This window comes from Saccharopolyspora gregorii, from assembly GCF_024734405.1.
GTDB classification, from domain to species: domain Bacteria; phylum Actinomycetota; class Actinomycetes; order Mycobacteriales; family Pseudonocardiaceae; genus Saccharopolyspora_C; species Saccharopolyspora_C gregorii.
Genome location: NZ_CP059556.1, coordinates 1,673,707 through 1,697,457, shown reverse-complemented (window position 1 = coordinate 1,697,457; position 23,751 = coordinate 1,673,707). Strand labels below are relative to the sequence as shown.

General features: G+C 73.5%; 23 protein-coding genes. 12 read left to right on the top strand and 11 right to left on the bottom strand.

The annotated features are described in order from the left end of the window. The first annotated feature begins 1 nt into the window (after position 1). Both H1226_RS07485 and H1226_RS07480 read left to right on the top strand, forming a co-directional pair. Positions 2 to 595: a TetR/AcrR family transcriptional regulator gene (locus H1226_RS07485; protein WP_258348041.1), complete on the top strand. Its 594-nt coding sequence runs from the start codon at positions 2 to 4 to the stop codon at positions 593 to 595. Between the two features lie 15 nt (positions 596 to 610). Further along, entirely contained in the window at positions 611 to 1,174 is a 564-nt protein-coding gene (locus tag H1226_RS07480; protein WP_258348040.1) for a hypothetical protein, read from the top strand. A 1-nt stretch (position 1,175) separates the two neighbouring features. Here the strand turns inward: H1226_RS07480 and H1226_RS07475 are convergent, their stop codons facing one another. After that, positions 1,176 to 1,682: a nitroreductase family deazaflavin-dependent oxidoreductase gene (locus H1226_RS07475; RefSeq protein ID WP_373690026.1), complete on the bottom strand. Its 507-nt coding sequence runs from the start codon at positions 1,680 to 1,682 to the stop codon at positions 1,176 to 1,178. A gap of 146 nt (positions 1,683 to 1,828) precedes the next feature. On the opposite strand from H1226_RS07475, the gene H1226_RS07470 reads away from it, so the two are divergent. Beyond that, a complete protein-coding gene (locus H1226_RS07470) occupies positions 1,829 to 2,746 on the top strand; it encodes an AraC family transcriptional regulator (RefSeq protein ID WP_258348039.1) in 918 nt (305 codons plus the stop codon). A gap of 38 nt (positions 2,747 to 2,784) precedes the next feature. Here the strand turns inward: H1226_RS07470 and H1226_RS07465 are convergent, their stop codons facing one another. The 3 genes from H1226_RS07465 to H1226_RS07455 all read right to left on the bottom strand — a co-directional run bounded on the left by H1226_RS07465 (position 2,785) and on the right by H1226_RS07455 (position 5,821). Then, positions 2,785 to 3,462 (bottom strand): DedA family protein, encoded by a 678-nt coding sequence (locus H1226_RS07465; RefSeq protein WP_258348038.1) that lies wholly within the window; start codon positions 3,460 to 3,462, stop codon positions 2,785 to 2,787. 210 nt (positions 3,463 to 3,672) lie between these two features. Further along, positions 3,673 to 5,205 carry a D-alanyl-D-alanine carboxypeptidase/D-alanyl-D-alanine endopeptidase gene (gene dacB / locus H1226_RS07460; RefSeq protein WP_258348037.1) on the bottom strand — a complete coding sequence of 511 codons (1,533 nt, stop codon included), beginning with the start codon at positions 5,203 to 5,205 and terminating at the stop codon, positions 3,673 to 3,675. Between the two features lie 121 nt (positions 5,206 to 5,326). After that, entirely contained in the window at positions 5,327 to 5,821 is a 495-nt protein-coding gene (locus H1226_RS07455; protein ID WP_258348035.1) for a MarR family winged helix-turn-helix transcriptional regulator, read from the bottom strand. Between the two features lie 162 nt (positions 5,822 to 5,983). Between H1226_RS07455 and H1226_RS07450 the strand changes: the two genes are divergently transcribed. Together H1226_RS07450 and H1226_RS07445 are read left to right on the top strand one after the other, a co-directional pair. Continuing rightward, complete coding sequence (locus H1226_RS07450; protein ID WP_258348034.1) at positions 5,984 to 7,240, top strand: FAD-dependent oxidoreductase; 1,257 nt, start codon at positions 5,984 to 5,986, stop codon at positions 7,238 to 7,240. Positions 7,241 to 7,248: 8 nt separating this feature from the next. Further along, on the top strand, positions 7,249 to 7,905 hold the full coding sequence (locus H1226_RS07445) for an SDR family oxidoreductase (protein ID WP_258348033.1): 657 nt from the start codon (positions 7,249 to 7,251) through the stop codon (positions 7,903 to 7,905). A gap of 128 nt (positions 7,906 to 8,033) precedes the next feature. Here the strand turns inward: H1226_RS07445 and H1226_RS07440 are convergent, their stop codons facing one another. Continuing rightward, positions 8,034 to 8,663, bottom strand: a complete 630-nt coding sequence (locus tag H1226_RS07440) for an NADPH-dependent F420 reductase (RefSeq protein WP_258348032.1) — start codon at positions 8,661 to 8,663, stop codon at positions 8,034 to 8,036. Positions 8,664 to 8,841: 178 nt separating this feature from the next. Between H1226_RS07440 and H1226_RS07435 the strand changes: the two genes are divergently transcribed. Continuing rightward, complete coding sequence (locus tag H1226_RS07435; RefSeq protein WP_258348031.1) at positions 8,842 to 9,660, top strand: MmyB family transcriptional regulator; 819 nt, start codon at positions 8,842 to 8,844, stop codon at positions 9,658 to 9,660. A gap of 153 nt (positions 9,661 to 9,813) precedes the next feature. Here the strand turns inward: H1226_RS07435 and tesB are convergent, their stop codons facing one another. Together tesB and pyk are read right to left on the bottom strand one after the other, a co-directional pair. Continuing rightward, positions 9,814 to 10,758 carry an acyl-CoA thioesterase II gene (gene tesB, locus H1226_RS07430; protein ID WP_373690025.1) on the bottom strand — a complete coding sequence of 315 codons (945 nt, stop codon included), beginning with the start codon at positions 10,756 to 10,758 and terminating at the stop codon, positions 9,814 to 9,816. Between the two features lie 104 nt (positions 10,759 to 10,862). Further along, on the bottom strand, positions 10,863 to 12,284 hold the full coding sequence (pyk, locus tag H1226_RS07425) for a pyruvate kinase (protein ID WP_258348030.1): 1,422 nt from the start codon (positions 12,282 to 12,284) through the stop codon (positions 10,863 to 10,865). Positions 12,285 to 12,404: 120 nt separating this feature from the next. On the opposite strand from pyk, the gene H1226_RS07420 reads away from it, so the two are divergent. Next, a complete protein-coding gene (locus H1226_RS07420; RefSeq protein ID WP_258348029.1) occupies positions 12,405 to 12,728 on the top strand; it encodes a VanZ family protein in 324 nt (107 codons plus the stop codon). On the opposite strand, the gene H1226_RS07415 is transcribed toward H1226_RS07420, so the two are convergent. The 3 genes from H1226_RS07415 to H1226_RS07405 form a co-directional block, all read right to left on the bottom strand. Further along, a complete protein-coding gene (locus tag H1226_RS07415) occupies positions 12,679 to 13,356 on the bottom strand; it encodes a DUF2461 domain-containing protein (RefSeq protein WP_258348028.1) in 678 nt (225 codons plus the stop codon). The two genes, H1226_RS07420 and H1226_RS07415, sit on opposite strands and share 50 nt — an antisense overlap. Before the next feature lie 119 nt (positions 13,357 to 13,475). Beyond that, positions 13,476 to 14,054, bottom strand: a complete 579-nt coding sequence (locus H1226_RS07410) for a DinB family protein (RefSeq protein ID WP_258348027.1) — start codon at positions 14,052 to 14,054, stop codon at positions 13,476 to 13,478. A 92-nt stretch (positions 14,055 to 14,146) separates the two neighbouring features. Then, on the bottom strand, positions 14,147 to 14,563 hold the full coding sequence (locus tag H1226_RS07405) for a hypothetical protein (protein WP_258348025.1): 417 nt from the start codon (positions 14,561 to 14,563) through the stop codon (positions 14,147 to 14,149). Between the two features lie 132 nt (positions 14,564 to 14,695). Between H1226_RS07405 and H1226_RS07400 the strand changes: the two genes are divergently transcribed. The 3 genes from H1226_RS07400 (at position 14,696) to H1226_RS07390 (ending at position 19,024) form a co-directional block, all read left to right on the top strand. Beyond that, entirely contained in the window at positions 14,696 to 15,568 is an 873-nt protein-coding gene (locus H1226_RS07400; RefSeq protein WP_258348023.1) for a macrolide 2'-phosphotransferase, read from the top strand. Positions 15,569 to 15,617: 49 nt separating this feature from the next. Then, positions 15,618 to 17,948 (top strand): ATP-binding protein, encoded by a 2,331-nt coding sequence (locus tag H1226_RS07395; RefSeq protein ID WP_258348021.1) that lies wholly within the window; start codon positions 15,618 to 15,620, stop codon positions 17,946 to 17,948. 521 nt (positions 17,949 to 18,469) lie between these two features. Beyond that, entirely contained in the window at positions 18,470 to 19,024 is a 555-nt protein-coding gene (locus H1226_RS07390) for a lytic transglycosylase domain-containing protein (RefSeq protein ID WP_255615515.1), read from the top strand. Here the strand turns inward: H1226_RS07390 and H1226_RS07385 are convergent. Then, entirely contained in the window at positions 19,018 to 19,737 is a 720-nt protein-coding gene (locus H1226_RS07385) for a FadR/GntR family transcriptional regulator (protein WP_224961889.1), read from the bottom strand. The genes H1226_RS07390 and H1226_RS07385 overlap by 7 nt on opposite strands. 183 nt (positions 19,738 to 19,920) lie before the next feature. Between H1226_RS07385 and H1226_RS07380 the strand changes: the two genes are divergently transcribed. Continuing rightward, entirely contained in the window at positions 19,921 to 21,321 is a 1,401-nt protein-coding gene (locus tag H1226_RS07380; protein WP_258348018.1) for a GntP family permease, read from the top strand. Positions 21,322 to 21,439: 118 nt separating this feature from the next. Next, positions 21,440 to 23,737, top strand: a complete 2,298-nt coding sequence (locus H1226_RS07375; protein WP_258348016.1) for a HelD family protein — start codon at positions 21,440 to 21,442, stop codon at positions 23,735 to 23,737. The last annotated feature ends 14 nt before the right edge of the window (positions 23,738 to 23,751 follow it).

Genomic DNA, 23,751 nt, shown 5'->3' with positions numbered 1-23,751 from the left:
GGTGGTGCGGCGGATCGATCAGGAGGCGCGGCGGCGGGACATCGTCGCCGCCACGTGGCGGACCCTCGAACGCGGCGGGCTCGCCGAGGCCTCCGTCCGCAAGGTCGCGGCCGAAGCCGGGCTCGCCACCGGCTCCGTGCGCCACTTCTTCGGCACCCAGGCCGAACTGCACGCCTTCGCGCTGCGCTCGCTGTCCGAGCGGGTCGGCGAACGCGTGCGCCGGGCCGAAGCCGAGCCCGACGTGCGCCGCCGGGCGCTGGCGATGCTCGGCGAGCTGCTGCCGCTGCGCGACGAGACCACTCGCGAACTCGGCATCTGGCTGGAGTTCGTGCACCGCTCCCGGCACGACCCCGCGCTCGCCGAGATCATCGGCGACCAGGCGCGCGAAGTGCGGGGGTTCCTGCTGCACGTGGTGCGCGGACTCGTCGAGCTCGGGCAGCTGCCCGCCGGGACCGACCCCGAGCGGACCGCCGCCGGGCTGGGCGCGCTCGTGGACGGGCTCACCTTCCAGCTGCTCACCGCGCCCGGTCTCCTCGACCGCGAGCAGGCCGCCGCGCTGCTGGAGGAGCGGCTGTTCGGCACGACACCCCGCTGACCGGAGGAGAACCCCGTGGTCACCGCCATCTTCGCCGCCGAGATCGCGTTCTGGGCGGTGCTCGCCGCCGGCCTCGCCGCCCGCTACCCGGCCCGGCAGGACCGGCTGGGCACCTTGCTGCTGCGCGCAGTGCCGCTCGTCGACCTCGCGCTCGTCGTGCTGGTCGCCGCCGACCTCGCCGGCGGCGCCGAACCCTCCCGCGCGCACGCGTTCGCCGCCGTCTACCTCGGCTTCACCGTCGCCTTCGGCCGCGCCACGATCGCCTGGGCCGACGCCTGGTTCCACCACCGGTTCGCCGGTGGCCCGCGCCCGGCGACACCGGCGAAGGGCTCGCGGGCCGAGGTGGTCGCGCTGTGGCGGGAATGGCTGCGGGTGCTGCTCGCGGACGTGATCGCGGGCGTCGTGCTGCTGGCGCTCGCCGCCGTCGGCGGGGTCGCCCTCCCCCGGTCCCTCGACGAGCTCGCGCGCCACCCGTACTGGAGCGTGCCCGCGCTGCTCGGCATCGTCACCGCGGTGTGGTTCCTGGCCGGACCCGCCTTCGCAGGCACCGGGCGCCCCGAGGCGGCCGAGCGGCGCTGAACTAGACGCGCCGCAACTCCACCACCGGGATGACCCGGTCCGTGCGGCGCTCGTACGCACCGAACTGGGGAGCCACCGCGACCTGCCGCGCGTACACCTCGTCGCGCTCCGCACCGGTCAGCACCGTCGCCTCCACGTCGATCACCTCGGAGCCGAGCTCGACCTCGGTCCGCGGGTTCGCCACCAGGTTGTGGTACCAGGCCGGGTGCTCCGGGGTGCCGCCCTTGCTGGCGAAGATGAAGATCCGATCGCCCTCGATCAGCGGCGCCAACGGCGACACCCGAGGCGCACCGGACTTGGCGCCCACGTGGTGCACCAGGACCAGCGGGAGGCCCTCGAACATGCCGCCGACCACGCCGCCGCGCTCGCGGAACTCGGCGATGACCCGGCGGTTCATCTCGGCCGCGCTGCCGAACTCGGCGAGGGCCTGCCGGTCCTGCTCGGTCTGCTCGGTCTGCTCGCCGGCCATCCGCCGGTCCAAGTCGGCTTCGTCGCTCTGCCGCGCCATCGCGCGCTCCTCCCGCTCCGCCGCCCCCGACGGGCGGCCCTGCGACGAGCGTATGGCGCAGCGGGTGATTCGAACGATGCCTGACGAGCGCAAGGAATTGTCCGATCGTTGCACGGGCGCCCGGACCGCCGAGTAATCTCGGGCGGGTGGACCTGCTCGCCGACGTACTCGCCCGCACCGGAGTCCGCGGCAGCGCGGGCGCGCGGATCAGCGCCGGACAGGACTGGGGCGTGTCCTGGGCCGGCCCCGACGGACCCGCGCTGTACGCGCTCACCGCGGGCACCGCCTGGGTCGGCGTGCCCGGTGACGGACCGCGCCAGCTCGTCCCGGGCGACGTGCTGCTGCTGGCCGACAGCACCGCGCACACCCTGCTCGGCTCGCCGGACGCCACGATCGACACTCACGACTGCGCCAACGCCCGGCGGGCGCAGGAGGCGGGGGCGGAAGTGCACCTCGGGCGGGGCGCCGCGCAGACCCACCTGCTGTCCGCGACCTTCAGCTCCGACACCGCCGCCTCCACCCAGGTGCTCTCCGCGCTGCCCGGCGCCGTCCACGTGCACGCCGAACGCGGCGGCGGGCTCGACGACGCGCTGCGGCTGCTCGGCCGGGAGCTCGAACGGCCCGGAATGGCCTCCAGCGTGCTGCTCGACCGGCTCATCGACGTCCTGCTCATCCAGCTGCTGCGGGACTGGATCGCGGGGTCCCCGGCCGAAGCGGCGGGCAGCTGGCTCGGCCTGCTCTGCGACCCCGTGGTGCGGGACGCCATCACCGCGCTGCACGAGGACCCCGCGCGGCCCTGGACCACCGACCTGCTCGCGTCCCGCGTCGCGGTATCCCGCGCCACGCTGACCAGGAGGTTCCTGCACGCCGCGGGCGAACCGCCCGGCGGTTACCTCACGCGGTGGCGGATGGACCTGGCGGCGGCGCGGCTGCGCGACGGCGACGACACCCTGGAGGCGATCGCGCGATCGGTCGGCTACACCTCGGTGCACGCGTTCAGCCGCGCCTTCAGCCGGGTCCGCGGCCGGGCTCCCGGCCGGTACCGGCTCGACGCCCGCCGCTGACCGCCGCTCGGCCGGCCGGAGCGGTCAAGCGGCGCGGGTCAGGCGGCGCGTTCGGCGTCGACGGGTTCTTCGGCGACGTCGGTGGGCTGCGCGGAGGCGGCCTTCAGCTTCTTGGACCGGCGGCGCCACAGCCACGCGCCGACGCCGATCAGCACCAGCGCCCCCAGCACGATGCCGCTCGCGCGGCCCAGCAGGTGCTCGATGTACTTCGCCGAGGTCCCGGCCGCCCAGCCGATGCCCACGTGCAGCATCGACCACGTCGTGGCCCCCACGACCGACGTGGCCAGGAAACGCCAATACCCCAGTCCGCTGGTTCCCGCCGAGACCGGCACCAACGTGCGCACGACCGGCAGGAAACGCGCGACGAACACCGCCCCGATGCCGTACTTCCGCAACATCCGGCACGCCCGGTCCCAATGCCGGACGCCCAGCTTCGCGACCATTCGGGTTTCCCGGACCCGCGCACCGTATCGACGCCCCAGGAAATAGCCGATGTTGTCACCGACCACCGCGCACGCCGCCACGGTCAGTGACAGGCCGAAGAAGAATCCGATATCGGTCACCGCGGCCGAAGCGACCAGCAGACCGCTCTCCCCCGGCACCAGGAAGCCCAGTCCGATCGTGCACTCGCCGAGCACCAGAGCACCCGTGACCAGGATCAGCAGCGGGCGCGGCAGCCCGGCGACCATGGCCAGGAATTCGCTGACGAAGGACACGTGGAACTCCCCAGTTCACCGGTTCGGGCGGGATGGTCGACCAACGGATGCCACGTTAGCTTCCTCGACCCTACGGCAACCCCGGCGTGACCCGGGTCGCCCCCTGAGCCGTTCCCGAGACCGAATCGGGATAACCCCCGGTTCCGGTGACAACGCGAAGAGACGACCTTTCCGCGGTCTTCCGCACAAATCCGGCAATGGCGATCAGGCTCAGCAGGACTTCGTCCAAGAACACTCCGCGCCCGATTCCGCACCCGATCCGCCGGTGTCCTTCCTGGCCACGGCGGGGGCCCGCTGCGCGGTACCCGGGTATTGCGCCAACCGGACCGCGATCGCGTCCTCGAGATCGGTCGGCGCGCCGCCGAGGAAATCGTTGAACAGCACGGAGAACACCAGTTCGCGACCGTCGGCCGCCGTCACGTACCCGGCCAGCGAGCTCACCCCGGACAGCGAACCGGTCTTCGCGGCCACGTTCCGCTCGGCGGGAGTGCCGGCCATCCGGTTGCGCAACGTGCCGCCGACCATGCGGTCCGGCACCCCCGCCAGCGGCAGCGCCGCCTTGAAATCCGGGAACCACGACCTGCTCCGGACCTGGTCCAGCAGCAGCGCCTGCTGGTCGGGCGGGATGCCGTCGACCGCGGAGAGCCCCGACCCGTCCACCAGCCGCAGCCGCGCCGGGTCGACGCCGAGCTCGGCGAGCCGCCCGGTGAGCACGTCGAGCCCCGCGGGCCACGAGCCGGTGCCGCGGGCGTGCCTGCCCATCTCCTTCACCAGCACTTCGGCGTGCCCGTTGTTGCTCAGCTTCAGGAACGGCACCAGCAGCTCGCGCAGCGGCATCGACTCGCGTTCGGCGAGCAGCCGCGCTCCGTCCGGGGTCGCACCGGTCCCGGTGCGGTCGACCCGCACGCCGTGCGCGCGCAGCGCCCGGGTGAACACGTCGGCGGCGTACGCGGCGGGGTCGCGCACGCTGGTGTACTCCTCGACGGGCTCGGCGTCCGCGGGCAGCGAGCCCGACACCACGACCCGGTCCCCGCCGTGCTCGCGGGTGACCGACAGCGCCGGTTCGGAGCCGGGATCGCCGGTGGTGGCCCGCACGTCCACCCGGATCGCGCCGGTTGCGGGCCGCGCCTCGACGCGCACCGGCCGGCCGGGCGCGGACGGGGACACCCGCAGCAGCACGGTGCCCGCGTCGTAGTCCTCGGTGGGCGCGACGGTCAGCGCGGACACCGGCGCCGAGTAGTAGTAGGGCTCGTCGTCCCAGGCCCAGCCGGTGCCCAGCGGCACGTCGTCGAACCAGGTCGCGTCGGCGCGCACCGCACCCCGCACGACCCGCACCCCGCTGTCCGCGACCTGCGCGGCCAGCCGGTCGTAGTCGGTGGCCAGCATCGTGGGGTCCCCGGTGCCGCGCAGGTGCAGGTCGCCGAGCAGCAGCGACCCATCTCGCGGCGCGGCGGTGCGCACCTCGGTGCGGAACCGGTGGCCGGGCCCCAGCTCGTCGAGCGCGGCCGCTGCGGTGAACAGCTTCGCGGTGGACGCGGGGGTGGCGCGCGCGGCGGGCTGCCTGCTGTAGAGCACCTCGTCGGTGTCCGGGTCCCGCACCACGACCCCGGCGTGCGATCCGGCCAGCCGCGGGTCGGCGAGGATCCGGTCGAGGTCCGCCCGCAGCGCGTCGGACCCGGTGGGCGCCGCGCTCGGCGGGGCGGCGGCGAGCGGGCCGGCGAGCACGCCGAAGAGAATCAGCACGAGGACCGGGACCCAGCGACGCATCGCGCCCCCTAGCGGCGGGAAGGGATGGTCCGGACGAGGACGCACCCGCCCGCACCAGGCGAAACCTAGGCGACCGGCCGGGCGGGGTCAACGACCATCAGACGGAACCGGCGGGCTCCTCGGGGACGGGCTCGGTGGCGGATCCGGCGGCGAAGTCCCGCATCGCCTGCTGCATCCGGTGCAGGAACCGGTGCACCACGGCGAGCTCCGCGGCGTCGAACTCGGACAGCACCTCGCGGCCGCGGCCGGCCAGCGCGCCGAAGTACTCCCCGGCGATCGCGCGAGCCGACTCGGTCGGGTGCAGCTGGACCTGCCTGCGATCGCTGCCTTCGCGGCTGCGCCGCACGTGCCGCCGCGCTTCGAGCCGGTCGACGATGGCGGTGACCGCCCCGGAGGTGAGCACCAGGTCCTGGCGCAGCGCGCGCGGCGTGGCGGGAGTGCCGCGCTGCTCCGCGTCGATGATCAGGATCAGGGCGCGCACGTCCGTGGGGTGCATGCCGTGCCTGGCCGCGAAGGCCTGCGAGATCCGCTCCCCTTCGACCCCCTGCTGGTGCAGCAGCTCCAGCACCTGGCTCTCGATCGGTGGTTCCACCGCTCGCCTCCCCCCGGAACGCGCCGTAGTCGGATCATACCAATGGTCTATTATCTCAACGATTGACACAGTCGACGACCGTCATTAGTTTGAAGTGAGACGTTCCGGGAACCCCGGTCCCGCTCCTAGGGCCGGGCGGACGGTGAGACGAAGGTGAATCCCATGCCGCACGAGACGCGGCCGCACTGCGCGATCGCGGGCGGCGGGCCGGGAGGCGTGCTGCTCGCCTACCTGCTGGCCCGAGCCGGTGTGCGCGTGACGCTGCTGGAGTCGCAGCGGGACTTCCAGCGCGACTTCCGCGGCGACTCGCTGCACCCGTACACGCTGGAGCTCATGCGGCGGCTGGGGCTCGCCGACGACCTGCTGCGACTGGAGCACAACCGCGCCACCACGTTCCGCTTCCACACCAGCTCGGGGGTCGTCACCACCGCCGAGTACCGCGGGCTGCGCGGCCCCTACCCCTACGTGGCGCTGATGCCGCAGGCGCGGTTCCTCGACTTCCTCGCCGAGCGGGCCGCGGAACTGCCGGGCTTCCGGCTGCTGCTCGGTTCCAAGGTCACCGGGCTCGTGGCGGAATCCGGCCGGGTCACCGGCGTCCGCTACCGCGACGACGACGGGGAGCACCGGCTGGACGCCGACCTGGTGGTGGGCGCCGACGGCAGGTACTCCCGGCTGCGGCGGCTCGCCGACCTGCCCACCCGACCGCTCGGCTCGGGCTCGGACATCCTGTGGTTCCGGTTGCCCCGGCACCACCAGGACCCGCCCGCCGCCGACGCCGAGCTCTACTTCGGGCCGGGGCACTACGTGTCCACCCTCGGCCAGGACCACGGCTGGCAGGTCGGCTACACGATCCCGAAGGGCGGTTACCCGGAGGCGAAGCGGGCCGGGGCCGGTCCCATCCGGGACTTCCTCACCGCGCGGGTGCCGTGGCTCGCCGACCGGGTCGGCAAGCTCACCGGGTTCGACCAGATCACCCTGCTGTCGGTGGAGATCTCCCGCGCGCAGCGCTGGCACCGGCCCGGGGTGCTGCTCATCGGCGACGCCGCGCACGTGATCTCCCCGGTCGGCGGCAACGGGATCCTGATGGCGGTCCAGGACGCCGTCACCGCCGCCAACGTGCTCGTCCCCGCGTTCCGGCGCACCGGGACTCCCGAGGAGGAGGTGCTGGCCGAGGTGCAGCGGCGCCGCGAACCGGCCGTCGAGCAGGTGCAGCGCCAGCAGGTGCGCACCGAGCAGCGGGTGGCCGCCGCCCTCGCCGGGGACGGCGACTTCCGGCCGAACCGGCTCTTGCGCGCCGTGCTGCGGATCCCCGCCGTGCGCCACCGCGCCGCCCGCGCCAACGCCTACGGGCCGTTCCCGCCCGAACTCGACCTGTCCCTGCTGGACCCGCACCTCGATGCGGCCACCGGGCCGATGTGAAGGAGCCGATGACGATGCTGGTGACCGTGCTCGGCGCGACCGGGAAGACCGGTTCGCTGATCGTGGCGGAACTGCTCGCGCGCGGATTTCCGGTGCGCGGCGCGGTGCGCCGCCCCGAAGCCGCCGACGAGTTGCGGGCGCGCGGCGCCGAGGCCGTGCTCGCCGACCTCCGGTCCGACACGGGGGCGCTGGCCGCCGCGCTCGCCGGATCGGACGTCGTGATCAACGCGGCGGCCGCGAGCGACCCGCAGCCCGGGCTCGCCGAAGCCGTCGACCGCGACGGTGCGATCAACGCCGTCAAGGCCGCCGAGAAGGCGGGTGCGGACCGGTTCGTGCAGGTCTCCTCGCTGTTCGCCGACCGGCCGGACGAAGGGCCCGAGTTCCTGCACCGGGTGCTGCGCGCCAAGCAGGCCTCCGACCTGGCACTGGCCGAGTCCGCGCTGGCCTGGACGATCGTGCGCCCCGGCGGTCTCACCGACGACCCCGGCACCGGGCTGGTGCGGATCGCGGACCGGCTCACGATCGCGCCGGGCATCCCGCGCACCATCCCGCGGGCGGACGTCGCCGCCGTCACCGCCGCCGTGCTCGACGAACCGTCCAGCCGGTGCCGGGGTTTCGACCTCACCAGCGGAACCACCGCGATCGCGGACGCGATCGCCGCCTGAACTCGGGCCGGGCGGGTCACCTCGCGCCGGGAACCCGCTCCGAGAGCGGTCCGGCTCCGGTCGCAGACCGACCGGGGCCGGGCCGCGCCCGTCACGCTCGGGCCGGTGCCCCGTCCTGTCGGCGTCCGTCACGCCGGCTCGCGGTGCACCACCCGCAGCGTCAAGTGCGGCGTGCCGACCGCGCCCGCCAGCGCCGGGGCCAGCAGGAAGAAGTGCTCCGGGCCGCGGGCGGTGCGGATGCCGCCCAGGTCCAGCAGCCGCTCCCGCGGCCAGCCGAAGGACACCAGCAGCTCCGCCACCGACTCCTTCGCCGCGGCGTCGTCGCCGGACAGGAACAGGTCGGCTGCCGCCAGCTCGCCGGGACGCACGACGTCCTCGATCGGCGCGGTGTTCATCGCCTTCACCACCCGCGCGTCCGGCAGCGCCGCCTGCAGCGCCGCGCCGAGGCTGGCGTTCGGATACGCCAGGTCGAACTCGGGGGTCACCGCGTTCGCCACGTCGATCAGCACCTTCCCGGCGAACGCCGCCGGGCCGACCGCGGTCAGCGCCGCCACCGACGACGCGCCCGGCGTCGCGTTGATCAGCACCGGGTTGTCCGCCACCGCCTCCGCGAGCCGCACGACCCGGAACCCGGTTCCGGCGTGCGCCGCCGGATCGCGCGAGCCGAGCACCACCGGACGGCCGAGCTCGGTCAACCGTCCCGCGAACAGCCGGGCCACCGGACCGGTGCCCAGCACGCCCACCCCCGCCGCGCTCATCGCGCGCCGCCCGCGTCGAGTTCCAGTCCCATCGGACGCGCTCCCGCCTCGTCGGGGCGCACCCCGGTGGTGCGCCGCCACCCCCGACGGTTCCAGCCGAGCAGCGGCGGAGCCTGGGCCGAGTTGTCCCCCCGTCGACGGCGCCGGGGGATCACCGCGGGCGGGCATACTCGGTGCCGTGGCAGATCTCGACGGCTTGGGCGCCGCCCTGCGGGAACAGCGGGAGCGCACCGCGCCGGAGGACGTGGGCGTGCGCGGCTTCGGGCGGCGCCGCACCCGCGGCCTGCGCCGCGAGGAGCTCGCCGAGCTGGCCGGGATGTCCGCCGACCACCTCAAGCGCGTGGAGCAGGGCCGCAGGCACCCGTCCCCCGCCGTGCTCAACGCGCTGGCCCGCGCACTGCGCGCCGACCAGGCGGTGTACGAGCACCTGTGCGCGCTCGCCGGGTACAGCCCCGCGGCCGGGTGGGTGCCGCGGGAGCTGGTGCCCGCCGCGCGGCGGCTGCTGGACCGGCTCGCGGACACCGCGGTGTGCGTCTGCGACGCGACCTGGTCGGTGGTCGGCGGGACCCCGGCGTGGCGGGCGCTGCGCTGCGGCGACCCCACCGACGACCGGTGGGACGAGAACGTCGCCTGGCGGGTGTTCGGCGCGGCCCCGAGCCGGGTCGCGCGGGCGGAGGCGGACGAGCTGGCGTTCCGCAGGCTGCTGGTCGCCGAACTGCGCGCCGCCGCGCGCCGCTACCCCGCCGACCGGGAGCTGTCCGAACTCGTCACCGCGCTGCGCGGCACCGGGGAGCAGTTCGAGTCGATGTGGACGGGCACCGCCGAGGCGGCCCGCCGCGACCTCCGGTTCGTGCTGCACGACCCGGTGGCGGGCCCGATCGCGCTGGACTGCGACGTGGTGGACATCCGCGACGGCGACCTGCGCGCCCTCGTCTTCACCGCCGCCCCCGGCACCCCCGACCACACCCGCCTGACCGAGCTCACCACCGCGGGCTGAGCACCCCGCCCCCGCACCTGACACATCAACCCGCGAACACCGCGAAGCGGCGCCTTTCGCCTGTCAGCGGCGAAGCCGCTGAGCAGCGACCACCAGAGCAAGGTGACCACCCGCCACCCCAGTACTGAGCAGCAGAAGCAGCGGGTACGCAGTTCAGTCCAGGACCCGGAGGAGACCTTCTTGGACGACCGTGGCGACCAGTCGGCCGTCGCGGGAGAAGAAGCGGCCGGTGGCCAGCCCGCGGGCGCCGGAGGCGCTGGGCGAGGCGCAGTCGTAGAGCAGCCACTCGTCGGCGCGGAACGGCCGGTGGAACCACATGGCGTGGTCCAGGCTCGCCCCGGACACCTTGTCCAGCATCCAGTACACGCCGTGGCGCACCAGCACCGAATCCAACAAGGTCAGGTCGGACGCGAACGCCGCCATGCACACGTGCAGCAGCTTGTCGTCCGGCAGCACGCCGTCGGCCTTCATCCAGACCTGGCTGCGCGCCTCCCGCTCGCCGTTCTCCTTGCGGACCCACGGCGGGTCGGTGACGTAGCGGACGTCGATGGGCCGCGGCTGGTACGGCGTGCCGCCCATCTCGCCGAGCAGCCCGCCGACCTGCTCCCCGTAGGTGGGCAGCGTTTCGGGGTCGGGCACGTCGGGCATCTGCTCGGCGTGGTCGATGCCGTCCTCGACCAGCTGGAACGAGGCCGACAGCGAGAAGATCGGCTTGCCGTGCTGCACCGCCACGACCCGGCGGGTGGTGAACGACCGGCCGTCGCGGGTGCGGTCCACCTCGTAGACGATCGGCACGCTCGGGTCGCCGGGCCGGATGAAGTAGGCGTGCAGCGAGTGCACCGGGCGGTCCTCCGGCACGGTGCGCCCGGCGGCGACCAGCGCCTGCCCGGCGACCTGGCCGCCGAAGACCCGCACCGGTGATTCGGCGGGGCTGACCCCGCGGAAGATGTTCTCCTCGATCCGCTCCAGGTCGAGCAGTGCGATCAGCCGGTCCAGCACAGGTTGCCCGTGCGGCACCCCGTTCACGTCCAGCGGGACCGAGCTGTCGATGTGCAGGCCCGCCGGGTCGGCGGCCGCGGCTCGTGCCGCTTCGGTCACTTCTGCTCCTCGGGCGATGTCGGGTGGTTCACCGGGCGGGAACTCCGGTGGTTCCCGCCCTGCCGGTCAACGTCGACCGACCCCACCTCCGCGCGCAGCGCGGATCAGACGTGGTCTTCCTCGCCGAGGCGGTGCACCCGGATCAGGTTCGTCGAACCCACGGTGCCCGGCGGGGAACCGGCGACCACGACCACCATGTCACCGCGCTGCGATCGGCCGAGCGACAGCATCGCCTGGTCCACCTGCCGGACCATTTGGTCGGTCGTGTCCACTTTAGGCACGAGGAACGTCTCCGTCCCCCAAGTGAGAGCGAGCTGACTGCGCACCGATTCCTCGGGGGTGAACGCCAGCAGCGGCAACCGGGTGTGCAGCCGGGCGAGCCGCCGCACGGTGTCGCCGGACTGGCTGAACGCGACCAGCGCCTTCGCGCTGAGCCGCTCCCCGATGTCGCGGGCCGCGTAGGAGATGACGCCCCGCTTGGTGCGCGGCACGTGGCTCAGCGGCGGCGGCGTGGGCGATCCGTCCTCGACGGCTTCGACGATGCGGGCCATCGTCTGCACCGTCTCGATCGGGTAGTCGCCGACGCTGGTCTCGCCGGAGAGCATCACCGCGTCGGTGCCGTCCAGGACGGCGTTGGCGACGTCGGAGGTCTCGGCGCGGGTCGGCCGCGAGTTGTGGATCATCGAGTCCAGCATCTGGGTGGCCACGATGACCGGCTTCGCGTTCTCCCGGGCGATCCGGATCGCCTTCTTCTGGACCAACGGCACGTGCTCGAGGGGGAGTTCCACGCCGAGGTCACCGCGGGCGACCATGACGCCGTCGAAGGCCAGCACGATGGCCTCCAGGTTGTCCACCGCCTCCGGCTTCTCCAGCTTCGCGATCACCGGGAGCCGGTGGCCCACCCGGTCCATCACCTGGTGCACCAGGTCGATGTCGGCGGGGCTGCGCACGAAGGACAGCGCGATGAAGTCCACGCCGAGCTGGAGGGCGAACTCGAGGTCCGCGACGTCCTTCTCGGACATCGCGGGCACCGACACGTCCATGCCCGGCATGGACAGTCCCTTGTGGTCGGAGACGGGGCCGCCCTCGACGACGTCGCAGACGACGTCGTTGCCCTCGACGGCGGAGACGGTCAGACCCACCTTGCCGTCGTCGACCAGGACTCGGTCACCGACCTTGGCGTCGGCCGCCAACCCCTTGTAGGTGGTGGAAACACGATCGTGGGTGCCTTGCACGTCGTCGATCGTGATTCGCACGACGTCGCCGGTGTTCCACTCGACCGGACCTTCCGCGAACTTGCCGAGGCGGATCTTAGGTCCTTGCAGGTCGGCGAGGATGCCGACGGCACGGCCACTTTCCTTGGCGGCGGTACGCACCAGGTCGTAGACCTGCTGGTGGTCGCCGTGGCTGCCGTGGCTGAAGTTCAACCGGGCGACGTCCATTCCGCTGCTGACGAGCTCGGCCACCTTCTCCGGCGAGGCGGTGGCGGGGCCCATGGTACAAACGATCTTGGCTCGTCGACTCACGTTGGGTCAGCCTAGTCTCTCCGGGCGCGCGTCGAATACGCAGCCACCTGGAAACGAACCGATCGGGATCTTGCGGTGCTGAATCATTACAGGCCACGGCCCGGTCAGCTGCTCTTCGGAATGATCATCGGAGGCAGCCTGATCATCCTGTTCACCCCCGAGTCCGGGGTGCCCTCGGCGCCGGCCGGCACCGACAAGGTCGTGCACCTGGTGCTGTTCGCGGCGCTGGCGTGGTCCGGTCGCCTCGCGCGCCTGCCGCTGCTGCCGCTGGCCGCCGGTCTCGTGGCGTACGCGGGGCTCTCGGAAGTGCTGCAGGCGGTGCTGCCGCTGGGGCGCAGCGGCGACGTGCTGGACGCGCTGGTGGACGTGCTCGGCGCGCTGCTCGGCCTGCTGGTCAGCGCCGCCGGTCGCTGGGTCCCACGTGGTCGGCGCACCACCGGTTGAGCTCGCGCAGCTCCCGCCACGCCGTGCGGACCCGGGTGAGGCAGCCGCGCTCGTGCAGCACGTCGTCCGGCGCCCAGCGGCGAGCCACGTGCAGCGAGCGGTGCCGCAGCAGCTCCAGCCGCGGGTGGTCGGCGGCCACGCCGCGCGGGCGGGTGGCGAGCACGTCGCCGCCGAGCTCCCAGCGCTTCCCCAGCGCGGCCAAGATCTCCTCCAGCGCCTTCCCGTGCAGCGGTTCGTCCACCGCCGCCCGGTAGCGGGCCAGCTGGTCGGGTTCGGCGTGGAAGCAGCCGCCCGCGACGAGCAGCCCGTCCGCGCTGATCTCCGCGTAGTAGGCGCCACCGCCGCGCCCCGCCTCCACGACGGCGCCGCAGTGGGTCTTGTACGGCGACTTGTCCTTGCTGAAGCGCACCTCCCGGTGCGGGCGGAACACCTTGCCCTTGCCGGTCGCCCCGCCGGAGTCGACCTCGGCGGCGAACTCGGGTTCCAGCTCGGCGAGCAGCGCCTCCATCGGGGCGCGCACCTGCTCCCGGTACACGGCCAGGTGGTCGCTCCAGTAGGCCTTGGAGTTGTCGGCCGCCAAGCCCTCGTAGAACTCGACCGCCCCGTCCCCGAACCCCTCGAACCGCATCCGGTCAGCTTAGGAGACCGCCGATCGCGCCATCGGGGCCCGGGCGTCGAGCGCGTCGACGAACCCGGGTTCGGGCCGAGCGCGGTCGCGTTCGACGTCGAACCCGGTCGCGGCGCCGGCTAGCGGGCGGTGCGGGCGATCTCCTCCAGGTGGTCGCGGTAGTCCGCCCACCAGCGCTCGTCCTGCTGCGGCAGGTTGCCCGCGTTCGCGCGCCTGCCCACCGCACCGTCGATGAGCTCGCGGACCACGTCGGCGTGACCGGTGTGGCGGGCGGTCTCCTCCAGCATGTGGCACAGCAGCCGGTGCAGGGTGATCTCGCCGCGCTCCGGCGGCCACCACGGCACCCGGCCGGCGGCGTCCAGCGGCAGCGCCGCGATGGTCGCGTCCGCGTGCGCCCAGGCGCGGTGCCAGAAGCCGATGATCTGCTCGCGGGACTCGTCGGCGGTGGCGTACATGTCCTCGTTGCGCTCGCCGCCGTCCTCGATCCACGGCATCGGCTCGGGGAACGGGCGGTCGTACACCTCGCCGAAGTAGCCCACCGCCACGCTCGCCACGTGCTTGAGCAGCCCCAGCAGGTTCGTGCCGGTCGGCGTCAGCGGCCGCCGCACGTCCTGGTCGGAGAGCCCGTCGAGCTTCCACAGCAACGCGTCGCGGGCGTCGCGCAGGTACTGGTGCAGGTCGTCCTTGTGGTCGGTCATGCGCGCAGCGTGGCACCGGGCACCGACGGAGCGCGCGTGAATTCCCGGTCGGTGGGCGTTCCGTCCCGCGGGCTGGTGGGCCCGCGAGCCGGTCAGCCGACGTGGACGTACCGCTGCATACCGACCTGGCGGTGGTTGCCGACCGGGCACCAGAAGTCGTAGGTGCCGCGGGTCAGCGTGACGGTGAGATCGGCGGAGGCACCCGTCCGGACCGTGATCGTGCGCTCGTCCGCCACCCCCGGGCCCTTGATCTCCAGCGCGTGCGGCGCGATCCCCCGGTTCACCGCGCGGAAGGTGTAGCGCCCCGGCGGGAGGTGCGCGGGCAGCAGCAGCCGGTAGTCGACCATCGTCACCAGCACGTGCCGGGCCGGCTGCTCGGCCGCGGCGGGCGCCGGTGGTGGCGCGGCCGGTGCCGCGGCGGCCGCGGACGCCCCGCCGCACAGCCCCGCGACCAGCGCCGCCGTTCCCAGCAGCGCCGCGGCTCCCCTGCTCGCATCGTTCCCCCGCATCGGGCACCCCCTGCGCATCGGCGCGGACGACGGCCACCTCCCACGGTAGGGCCGCGCCCGGCACGGTTCTCGCTGGTCGTGGCGGGCGAAATCCGAGAGACGTGGTGCACGCCACCGGGCTACCGTGCAGGCATGATCGACGAGGTCGCCCGCGCGCACGGTCTCGACGTGCGGATCGACGGGGTCGACGAGACCGGGTGGGACTTCCGGGTGCACTTCGCCACCGATGGCGACGGCAGCCGCTGGGTGCTGCGCGAACCTCGCCGCCCGGAGGTGGCCGAACGCATCCCGGTGGAGGCCCGGATGTTGGCCGTGCTGCGCCCGCGGCTGCCGGTGGAGCTGCCCGAGTGGAAGATCACCGCCCCGGATCTGGTCGCCTATCGACGCCTGGCCGGGGAACCGCTGGCCTCCGACGATCCGATCGCGGTGGCGATGCCGCTGATCACGGCGAGCGAGGGGCACCTGGTGCGGCTCGGCGCGGTGATCGCCGCGCTCCACAGCACCCCGAGCGCCGAGGTCGCACCCACCGGCATCGAGATCGCCGGACCGGAAGCGCTGCGCACCGACGTCGCCGACCGGCTCGCCGAGGGGGTCGCCGAGCTGGCCGTACCGGAGCGCTGCGCGGACCGGTGGCGGCGGTGGCTCGACGACGACCGGTGCTGGCGGGGCGAGGGCGTACCGGTGCACCACGATCTCAGCCCCAACCACACGCTGGTGGACGGTTCGGGAGTCCTCACCGGCCTGCTCGACTGGGCGGATGCCGGCGTCGACGACCCGGTGAGCGACTTCGTCGCCCCGCTCGCCGCGTTCGGCCCGAGAGCGCTGGACCGGCTGCTGGCCGCCTACCGCGCGGCAGGCGGGGACCCGGAACGGCCACGACGAGAGCACGTCGCGGCGCTCACCACGTTCCGTCGGACCGTCTCGCTGGGTTTGCACGGACTGCGCACCGGGCAACGGCGATTCGTCGATCTCGCGCGCGAGCGCCTCACCTGCGCGGGCCGCTGACCTGCAAGATCGCCCCGACTGCGGGGGCGAGCCGGGTTAGGCTCGGGGTGTGGTCTCCAGTGCGCGCTCGGCCCGCGTCCGCGAGTCGGCGGGCAACCTACCGGTCGACGTCACCAGCTTCGTCGGCCGGCGGCACGAGATCACCCGGACGAAGCGGTTGCTCGCCGAATCCCGGCTGGTGACCCTCACCGGCCACGGCGGAGTCGGCAAGACGCGGCTGGCGTTGCGGGTGGCCTCCGGCATGCGGCGGATCTTCCGGGACAAGGCGTGGTGCGTCAGCCTGGAAGAGCTCCGCGACGGAACGCTGATCGCCGAAGCCGCCATCGAGCAGCTCAGCCTCGGCGGGCCGTCCTCCGGCACCGACGTGGACGCCGTCGTCGAACACCTCAAGCACCGCGAGATGCTGCTCGTCGTCGACAACTGCGAGCACGTCATCGAGGACGCCGCGCTGTTCGTCGACTCGGTGCTGCGCTGGTGCCCGGGGGTGCGGGTGCTGGCCACCAGCAGGCAGTCCCTCGGCGTGGCCGGGGAGGCGACCGTCGTCGTGCCGCCGCTGCAGGTCCCCGACCTGGACGACCCGCCGCCTCCCGAGTCCTACGAGCAGTTCTCCTCGGTGCGGCTGTTCCTCGACCGCGCCCGCGCCACCGTGCCGGACTTCGAGGTCACCGAGGAGGACGGCGCGGTGCTGATGCGGCTGTGCGCGCGGCTGGACGGGAACCCGCTGGCCATCGAGCTCGCCGCGGTGCGGCTGCGGTCGCTGTCCCTGCACCAGCTGGAGGAGCGGCTGGTGGAGCGGTACCAGCTGCTCAGCGAAGGCCGCCGCGGCGCGCCCACCCGGCAGCAGAGCCTGCGCGCGCTGATCGACTGGAGCTACGAGCTGTGTTCCGAGCAGGACCGGGTCGCGTGGGCGCGGGTGTCGGTGTTCGCGGGCAGCTTCGGCCTCGCCGCGGCCGAGCACGTCGCCAGCGACGGGTTGAGCCGCGTCGACGTGCTCGGCGCGATGCACTCGCTGGTGGACCAGTCGGTCCTGGTGCGCGAGCAGGAGGGCGACGAGGTGCGGTTCCGGCTGCTGCACGCGCTGCGCGACTACGGGCAGGAACGCCTGGACGCCGCGGGCGAGCGGCAGCGGGTGCTGGGCCGCCACCGCGACTGGTACGCGGAGGTCGCCGAGCGGTTCGCCGCCGAATGGCTCGGCCCCGACCAGGTGTCGTGGGTGCGGGAGCTGCGGCTGGACCTGGACAACGTGCGGCTCGCGCTGGACACGGCCGCGCACCGGGAGGAGACCGCTCCGCAGGCGCTGCGGCTGGCGGCGCGGCTCACCCCGTTCTGGGGCATCCGGGGGCTCAACGGGGAGGCCCGGCACTGGTTGGAGACCGCGCTCGCGCACGTCCCGGCGGACTCCCCGGAGCGGTCCGAGGGGCTGCGGGCGAACGCCTGGTTCGCGCTGGTGCAGGGCGACGCGGCCACCGCGGAACCGCTGCTGGCCGAGGCCGCCGACCTCGCCGCCGAGCACGACGACGAGTTCGAGGTCGCCTACGTCACCCAGATCCGCGGCATGGCCGCGTTCTTCCACAACGACCTCGGCGAGGCGGAACGGCTGCTCACCGACGCGCTCGCCCGGTTCCAGGACCTGGCCGCGCCGCACGGCGAGTGGTTCGGGTCGTTCGCGCTGGGACTGGTCAAGGGGGTGCGCGGCGACCACGACGGCGGGATCGCGCTGCTGCGGGAGTGCATCGAGGCCACCACCGGGCGCGGCGAGCTGTTCTGGCGCTCCACTGCGCTGTGGGCGAGCGCGCACATCGAGATCCTGCGCGGCGCCTCGGCCCGCGCCGAGACCGCGGCGAAGGAGGCGCTGCGGTTGCAGCGCAGGCTGGACAACCGGCTCTCCAGCGCCTTCACCATGGACATCCTGGCGTGGATCGCGCACGGCCTCGGCCGCGACGAGCGGGCGGCGCGGCTGTTCGGGGCGGCCTCGGCGGTGTGGGACGCGGTCCGCGCGGCGCCCGAGTTCTACGCGAGCTTCCGCAACGCGCACGACGAGCACGAGCGCGGGACCCGGCAGGCCCTCGGCGACCGCGCCTTCCGGGAGGCCTACGACCGCGGCTACCAGATGTCGCCGGAGGCCGCGGTGGACTACGCGCTGGAGCTCAAGCGGGCCACCCGCAGCGTGGCGCCGGACGAGCTGTCGGCGACGACGCTGACCAAGCGGGAGCGGGAGATCGCCGAGCTCGTCGCGCAGGGCCGGACGAACAAGGAGATCGCGGAGTCGCTAGTGATCGCGCAGCGCACCGTGGAAGGCCACGTGCAGCACATCCTGACGAAGCTGGACTTCTCGTCGCGGGCCCAGATCGCGGGCTGGCTGGCGGGGCGCCGGGCCTGAGGGCTCCGCTCCTGCCGCGGCGGGGTGGTGGAGCCTCGGCTGGGGTCCTGCCGCGCTGGTGATCGTCGGCTCAGCGGCTCCGCCGGCGGGCGAACGGAAGCGGGCGGGGCGACGTGATCCGTCTCGTGCTCGCCGCAGCTGTGGGCTTCAGCCGAGACGAGCGGGTCCTTGACGGGAGCGGCGGGTGGTCGGCAGGGTCGGGACGGATCACGCCGGTGCTGAGTCGAACTCAGGGAATGCCGGGCTTTGGTGCACGCGGAGTGACGACGACCCCGCGAATCGGTCGCTCCGATCTACCAAAGTAGGTACCCGCCTACGTGGAAACCGCGATGCAGGTACACGGCCGGTGATGGACGGTGGGTTCTCGTGAGTTCCCCCGACCACACCTTCCCCGAAGCCCTGCCCACCCCCGAGCGCAAGACTCCGGCGACGCTGCGGCGCCTGCAGGAGAAGACGGTCCCGCAGCTGCGCGAGTTGTGGAACGTCGGCACCGCCATCGGCCCGCACCGCCTCACCCCCGGATGCGGACGGCCCAGATCGGTGCCGCGATCGTCGCCACCGGCGTGCTCAGCACCGTCCTCGGCGGATCCCCCGCCGAGGACCCCGCGGTCGAGCACGCCCCCCAGGTCCGCGCCGCTCCCGAAGCGGCTGCCGGGCACGTCCAGCCCGGACCGGTGAGTCCCCCGAACACCGGTCCCGGGCTGGACGGCGCGCCCACCGACCCCGTCGACGGCTGGATCAGCCAGGCCACCGCGGTCCTCGAAGCGAACGGCGTCCCCCGCGAGCAGATCGACCCGTCCGCGCTGCGCACGATCATCCTGCACGAGTCCGGTGGCGACCCGGCCGCGGCCAACGGCTGGGACTCGAACGCCGCGGCGGGCACCCCGTCGAAGGGCCTGATGCAGACGATCGACCCGACGTTCCACTCGTACGCGGTGCCGGGGCACCAGGACATCTGGAACCCGGTGGACAACATCGTCGCCGCCACCCGCTACTCCATCGACCGGTACGGCTCGATCTCGAACGTGCCCGGCGTGCAGGGCGTGAGCTCCGGCGGCTCGTACGAGGGCTACTGAGCGGTTCCGGTGGCGCGCCGTTCGGCGTCGAGGCTCTCCAGGGTGCCTTCGAACGCCTCCTCCACCAGTTCGCGCATCGCCGCTTCGGCGCGCGCCGGATCCCCGCCGCGGACGCACTCGGCGATCTCGCAGTGCAGCCGGAGCGCGACCGGCTTCGGGTGCTCCGGCATGAGACCGCGGCCGGTCCGCCAGCGCAGGACCTCGCCGAAGACGTCCTCCAGCTGCGCGAACATCTCGTTGCCGGAGGCGGCCAGCACCAGGCCGTGGAAGGCGACGTCGGCCTCCAGGAAGGTCTCCAGGTCGCCGGCGCGGGCGGTGGCGACCATCCGCTCGGCGAGCGCGACCAGCCGGGCCGCCTGCTCGTGACCGGCGTTGCGGGCCGCGGCGGCCGCGGCGACCGGTTCGACCGCGGTGCGCAGCTCGGCCAGCGTGCGGACCTGCGCGGACCGGTCCACCGCCAGCAGCCAGCGGATCAGCGCCGGGTCGAAGGTGTTCCACTCGGCGCGCGGGCGCACCACCACGCCGACGCGCTTGCGGCTGACCACCAGCCGGATCGAGGCCAGGGTGCGCACCACTTCGCGGGCGACGCTGCGGGAGATGCCGAACCGCTCCTCCAGCCCGTCGATCCGCAGCACGCTGCCCGGCGGGTGCACTCCCGCGCTGATCTCGTGGCCGAGCACGTCGACCACCTGCCCGTGCAATCCGCCGCTCACCGGGCTCCTTCCGTCGACGGCCCACTCTTCCAGCAACGCCCCGGAGGTCGCGGGCGCCTGACCGCACTATGCCGGTGACTCGGCTAACAGAGCCGACTTAATCGGTTCACTCGGCCCAAAAGTCATACTTATTGGGGATCTGCTCCTAGGCTGGGCCGCGACCGAGCTCAGCGAGGAGCCCCCATGCCATTGCCGCACCCGACCGCAGCCCTGCTCGCGCAGGCCCCGCCCGCAGCCTGGACCGGCCACGACACCCGCCTGCTGGCCGCCGCGGTCGCCGGCATCGCCGTCATCGTCGTGCTGATCAGCTGGGTGAAGCTGCACCCGTTCCTGGCGCTCGCGCTGGGCGCCACCACCCTCGGCGTCACCGCCGGGATGCCGTTCGCCGACCTCGTCGACACCTTCACCGAAGGGCTCGGCTCGACCGTCGGGGACGTGGGGCTGCTCGTCGCGCTCGGCGCCATGCTCGGCAGGCTGCTCACCGACACCGGCGGCGCCGAGCAGATCGTGGAGACCGTGCTCGCGCGCACCACCCGTCGCACGCTGCCGTGGGCGATGGTGTTCATCGCGGCGCTGCTCGGCCTGCCGATGTTCTTCGAAGTCGGCGTCGTGCTGCTGGTGCCGGTCGTGGTCATGGTCGCCGCCCGCTCCGAGCAGCCGATGCTGCGGATCGGGATCCCCGCGCTCGCCGGGCTGTCCATCCTGCACGGGCTGGTACCGCCGCACCCGGGACCGCTGGCCGCGGTGGACGCGCTCGGCGTCGACCTGGGCACCACGCTCGCGCTCGGCATCGTGGTGGCCATCCCCACCGCCGTCGTCGCCGGACCCGTGTTCGGCTCGTTCATCGCGAAGCGGGTCGAGCTGCCCGCCGCGGCCACGCTGCTCGGCAAGGCACCCGGCCCGGACAGCGAGGGCAGGCGGCCCGGGTTCGCGCTGTCGGTGCTGATGCTGCTGCTGCCGGTGCTGCTGATGCTCGGCAAGTCCGTCGCCGACCTGGCGCTGACCGAGGGCACGGGCGCCTACGCGGTGCTGGACACCCTCGGCACGCCGGTGGTGGCGCTGGCGCTGACCGTGCTGCTGGCCATGGGCACGCTCGGGCCGCGCTCCGGGCTCGGGCGCGAGCGGCTCTCCGGCATCGTCGGCTCCTCGCTGCCGCCGGTCGCCGGGATCATCCTCATCGTCGGCGCGGGCGGCGGGTTTAAGGAGACCCTCGTCGAATCCGGCGTCAACACGATGATCACCGACCTGGCCGCGGGCGCCCACCTGTCGCCGCTGGTGCTGGCCTGGCTGATCGCCGTCGGCATCCGGGTCGCCACCGGTTCCGCGACCGTCGCCACCATCTCCGCCGCCGGGATGGTCGCGCCGCTGGTCACCGGCTTGGACCCGGTGCACGGGGCGCTGGTGGCGCTGGCCATCGGCTCCGGTTCGGTGTTCTTCTCGCACCTCAACGACGCCGGGTTCTGGCTCGTGAAGGAGTACTTCGGGATGACCGTCGGGCAGACCCTCAAGACCTGGTCGGCGATGGAGACCATCCTGTCCGTCGTCTCGTTCGCGGTGATCTGCCTCCTGGAGCTGCTGCTGTAGCCGGAGGGACCGCTCCCGCGGCCGGTATGATGGTTGGTCGGACTTTCGCCAGGGACGCATCGCACCCGTCCGGCACATCCGTCCGGCACATCACGGTTGAGCACGAGGTGGAACCAAGTTGTCCAATGCCCGAGCTGATCGGGGACCCGACCGCACCGACGACCTAGCCGCCGAGCAGCAGTACGTCTCGACGCTCTACGACAAACTCGACGAACTCCGCCGGGACGCCACGAAGCGGCTCACCGACACGCTGCGCGAAACCGGCGGGACGCCGCAGGCCCGGACCGAGCGCGACATCTCCACCACCATGTACACCGACAAGCTGACCCAGCTCAGCGCGGTCGAGCACGGGTTGTGCTTCGGGCGCCTGGACCTGGACAGCGACGAGGTCTTCCACATCGGACGGATCGGCCTGTTCGACGAGGAGCGGGAGTACGAGCCGCTGCTGATCGACTGGCGCGCCCCGGCGGCACGCCCGTTCTACCTGGCCACCGCCGCCGCCCGCGAAGGCGTGTGGCGGCGCCGCCACCTGCGCAGCAAGTGGCGCACCGTGGTGGACCTCGAGGACGAGATCCTCGACCTGGACGCCGGCGAGCAGGGCAGCGACCTCGGCCTCGCCGGGGAGGCCACGCTGCTGGCCGCGCTCGACGCGCGCCGCACCGGCCAGATGGGCGACATCGTCGCCACCATCCAGGCCGAGCAGGACCGCATCATCCGCGCCCCCATGAACGGGGTGCTGGTGGTGCAGGGCGGGCCGGGCACCGGCAAGACGGCGGTCGCGCTGCACCGCGCCGCGTTCCTGCTCTACACCTACCGCGAGCAGCTGACCAAGCGCGGCGTGCTCGTGGTCGGGCCGAACTCGACGTTCCTGCGCTACATCGGGCAGGTGCTGCCGTCGCTCGGCGAGACCGGCGTGCTGCTGTCCACCGCCGGGCAGCTGTTCCCCGGCATCGACGCCACCGCCCTCGAACCGGCGGAGGCCGCGGAGATCAAGGGCCGCGGCGCGATGGTGCAGGTGCTGAACTCGGCCGTGCGGGACCGCCAGCGGGTGCCGCGGGAACCGATCGAGGTGCTGTTCGACCGGGAGCCGCTGACCATCGGCAAGAACCTCGTCTCGCACGCCCGCAGCCGCGCGCGCCGGTCCCGCAAGCCGCACAACCACGCCCGCAAGATCTTCCGCAAGGAGATGGTCTCCGGGCTGACCAGGCAGGTGGCCGACCGGCTCGGCCGGGACCTGCTGGACCGCCGCGACCTGGACGACATCGGCGCCGAGCTGCGCGCCGACGACGCAGTCACCGAGGTGCTCGACTCGCTGTGGCCGCAGCTGACGCCGCAGCAGCTCCTCGACGACCTGCTCAGCGTGCCGAAGCGGCTCACCACCGCCGCCCGCAAGCACCTCACCGACCAGGAGCGGCAACTGCTGCTGCGCGCGCCGGGGTCGGCGTGGACGCCCGCGGACGCCGCGCTGCTGGACGAGCTGGCCGAACTGCTCGGCGAGGACGACACCAAGGCCCGCGAGGAGCAGGCGCGGCAGGAGCGCGAGGAACTCGCCTACGCCCAGGGCGTGCTGCACATCATGGAGCAGGACGAGGAGATCGCCGACGAGGAACGGCTCCGCGTCTCCGACGTGCTCGACGCCGAACTGCTCGCGCAGCGCCACCGCACCCGCAGCGACCTCACCGCCGCCGAACGCGCCGCCGAGGACCGCACCTGGACCTTCGGGCACGTCATCGTCGACGAAGCCCAGGAGCTGTCCACGATGGCGTGGCGGGTGCTGATGCGCCGCTGCCCCAGCCGGTCGATGACGCTCGTCGGCGACATCGCCCAGACCGGGGCGCTCGGCGGCGCGGCGTCGTGGGACGAGGTGCTGTCGCCGTACGTGATGGACCGGTGGAAGCTCGCCGAGCTGACCGTCAACTACCGGACGCCCGCCGAGATCATGGCGGTCGCCGCCGACGTGCTCGACGAGCTCGACACCGATCTGGAGGCGCCGACCTCGGTGCGCACCAGCGGGCACCAGCCGTGGACGCGGCGGGTTCCGGAGGCGGAGCTGGCCGCGGCGTTGCCGGGCCTGGTGCGCGACGAGCTCGCCGCCGTCGAGGGCACCCTCGCGGTGCTGCTGCCGCCGGAGCACCTCGCCGAGGTCGGCGGCCGCATCGCCGAGCAGGTGCCGGAAGCGGAGGTCGGGGCGCAGGAGGAAGGCCTCGAAGCGCGGGCCGTGGTGCTCACCGTGGAGCAGGCGAAGGGCCTGGAGTTCGACTCGGTGCTGGTCGCCGACCCGGACCGGATCCTCGGCGAGTCGGCGCGCGGGCTCAACGACCTGTACGTGGCCCTGACCCGCGCCACCCAGCGCCTCGGCGTGGTCCACACCGGCGATGCCCTCCCGGACGTCCTGGCGGGGCTCGGCGGACGGTGATGTCGACGGCGGCG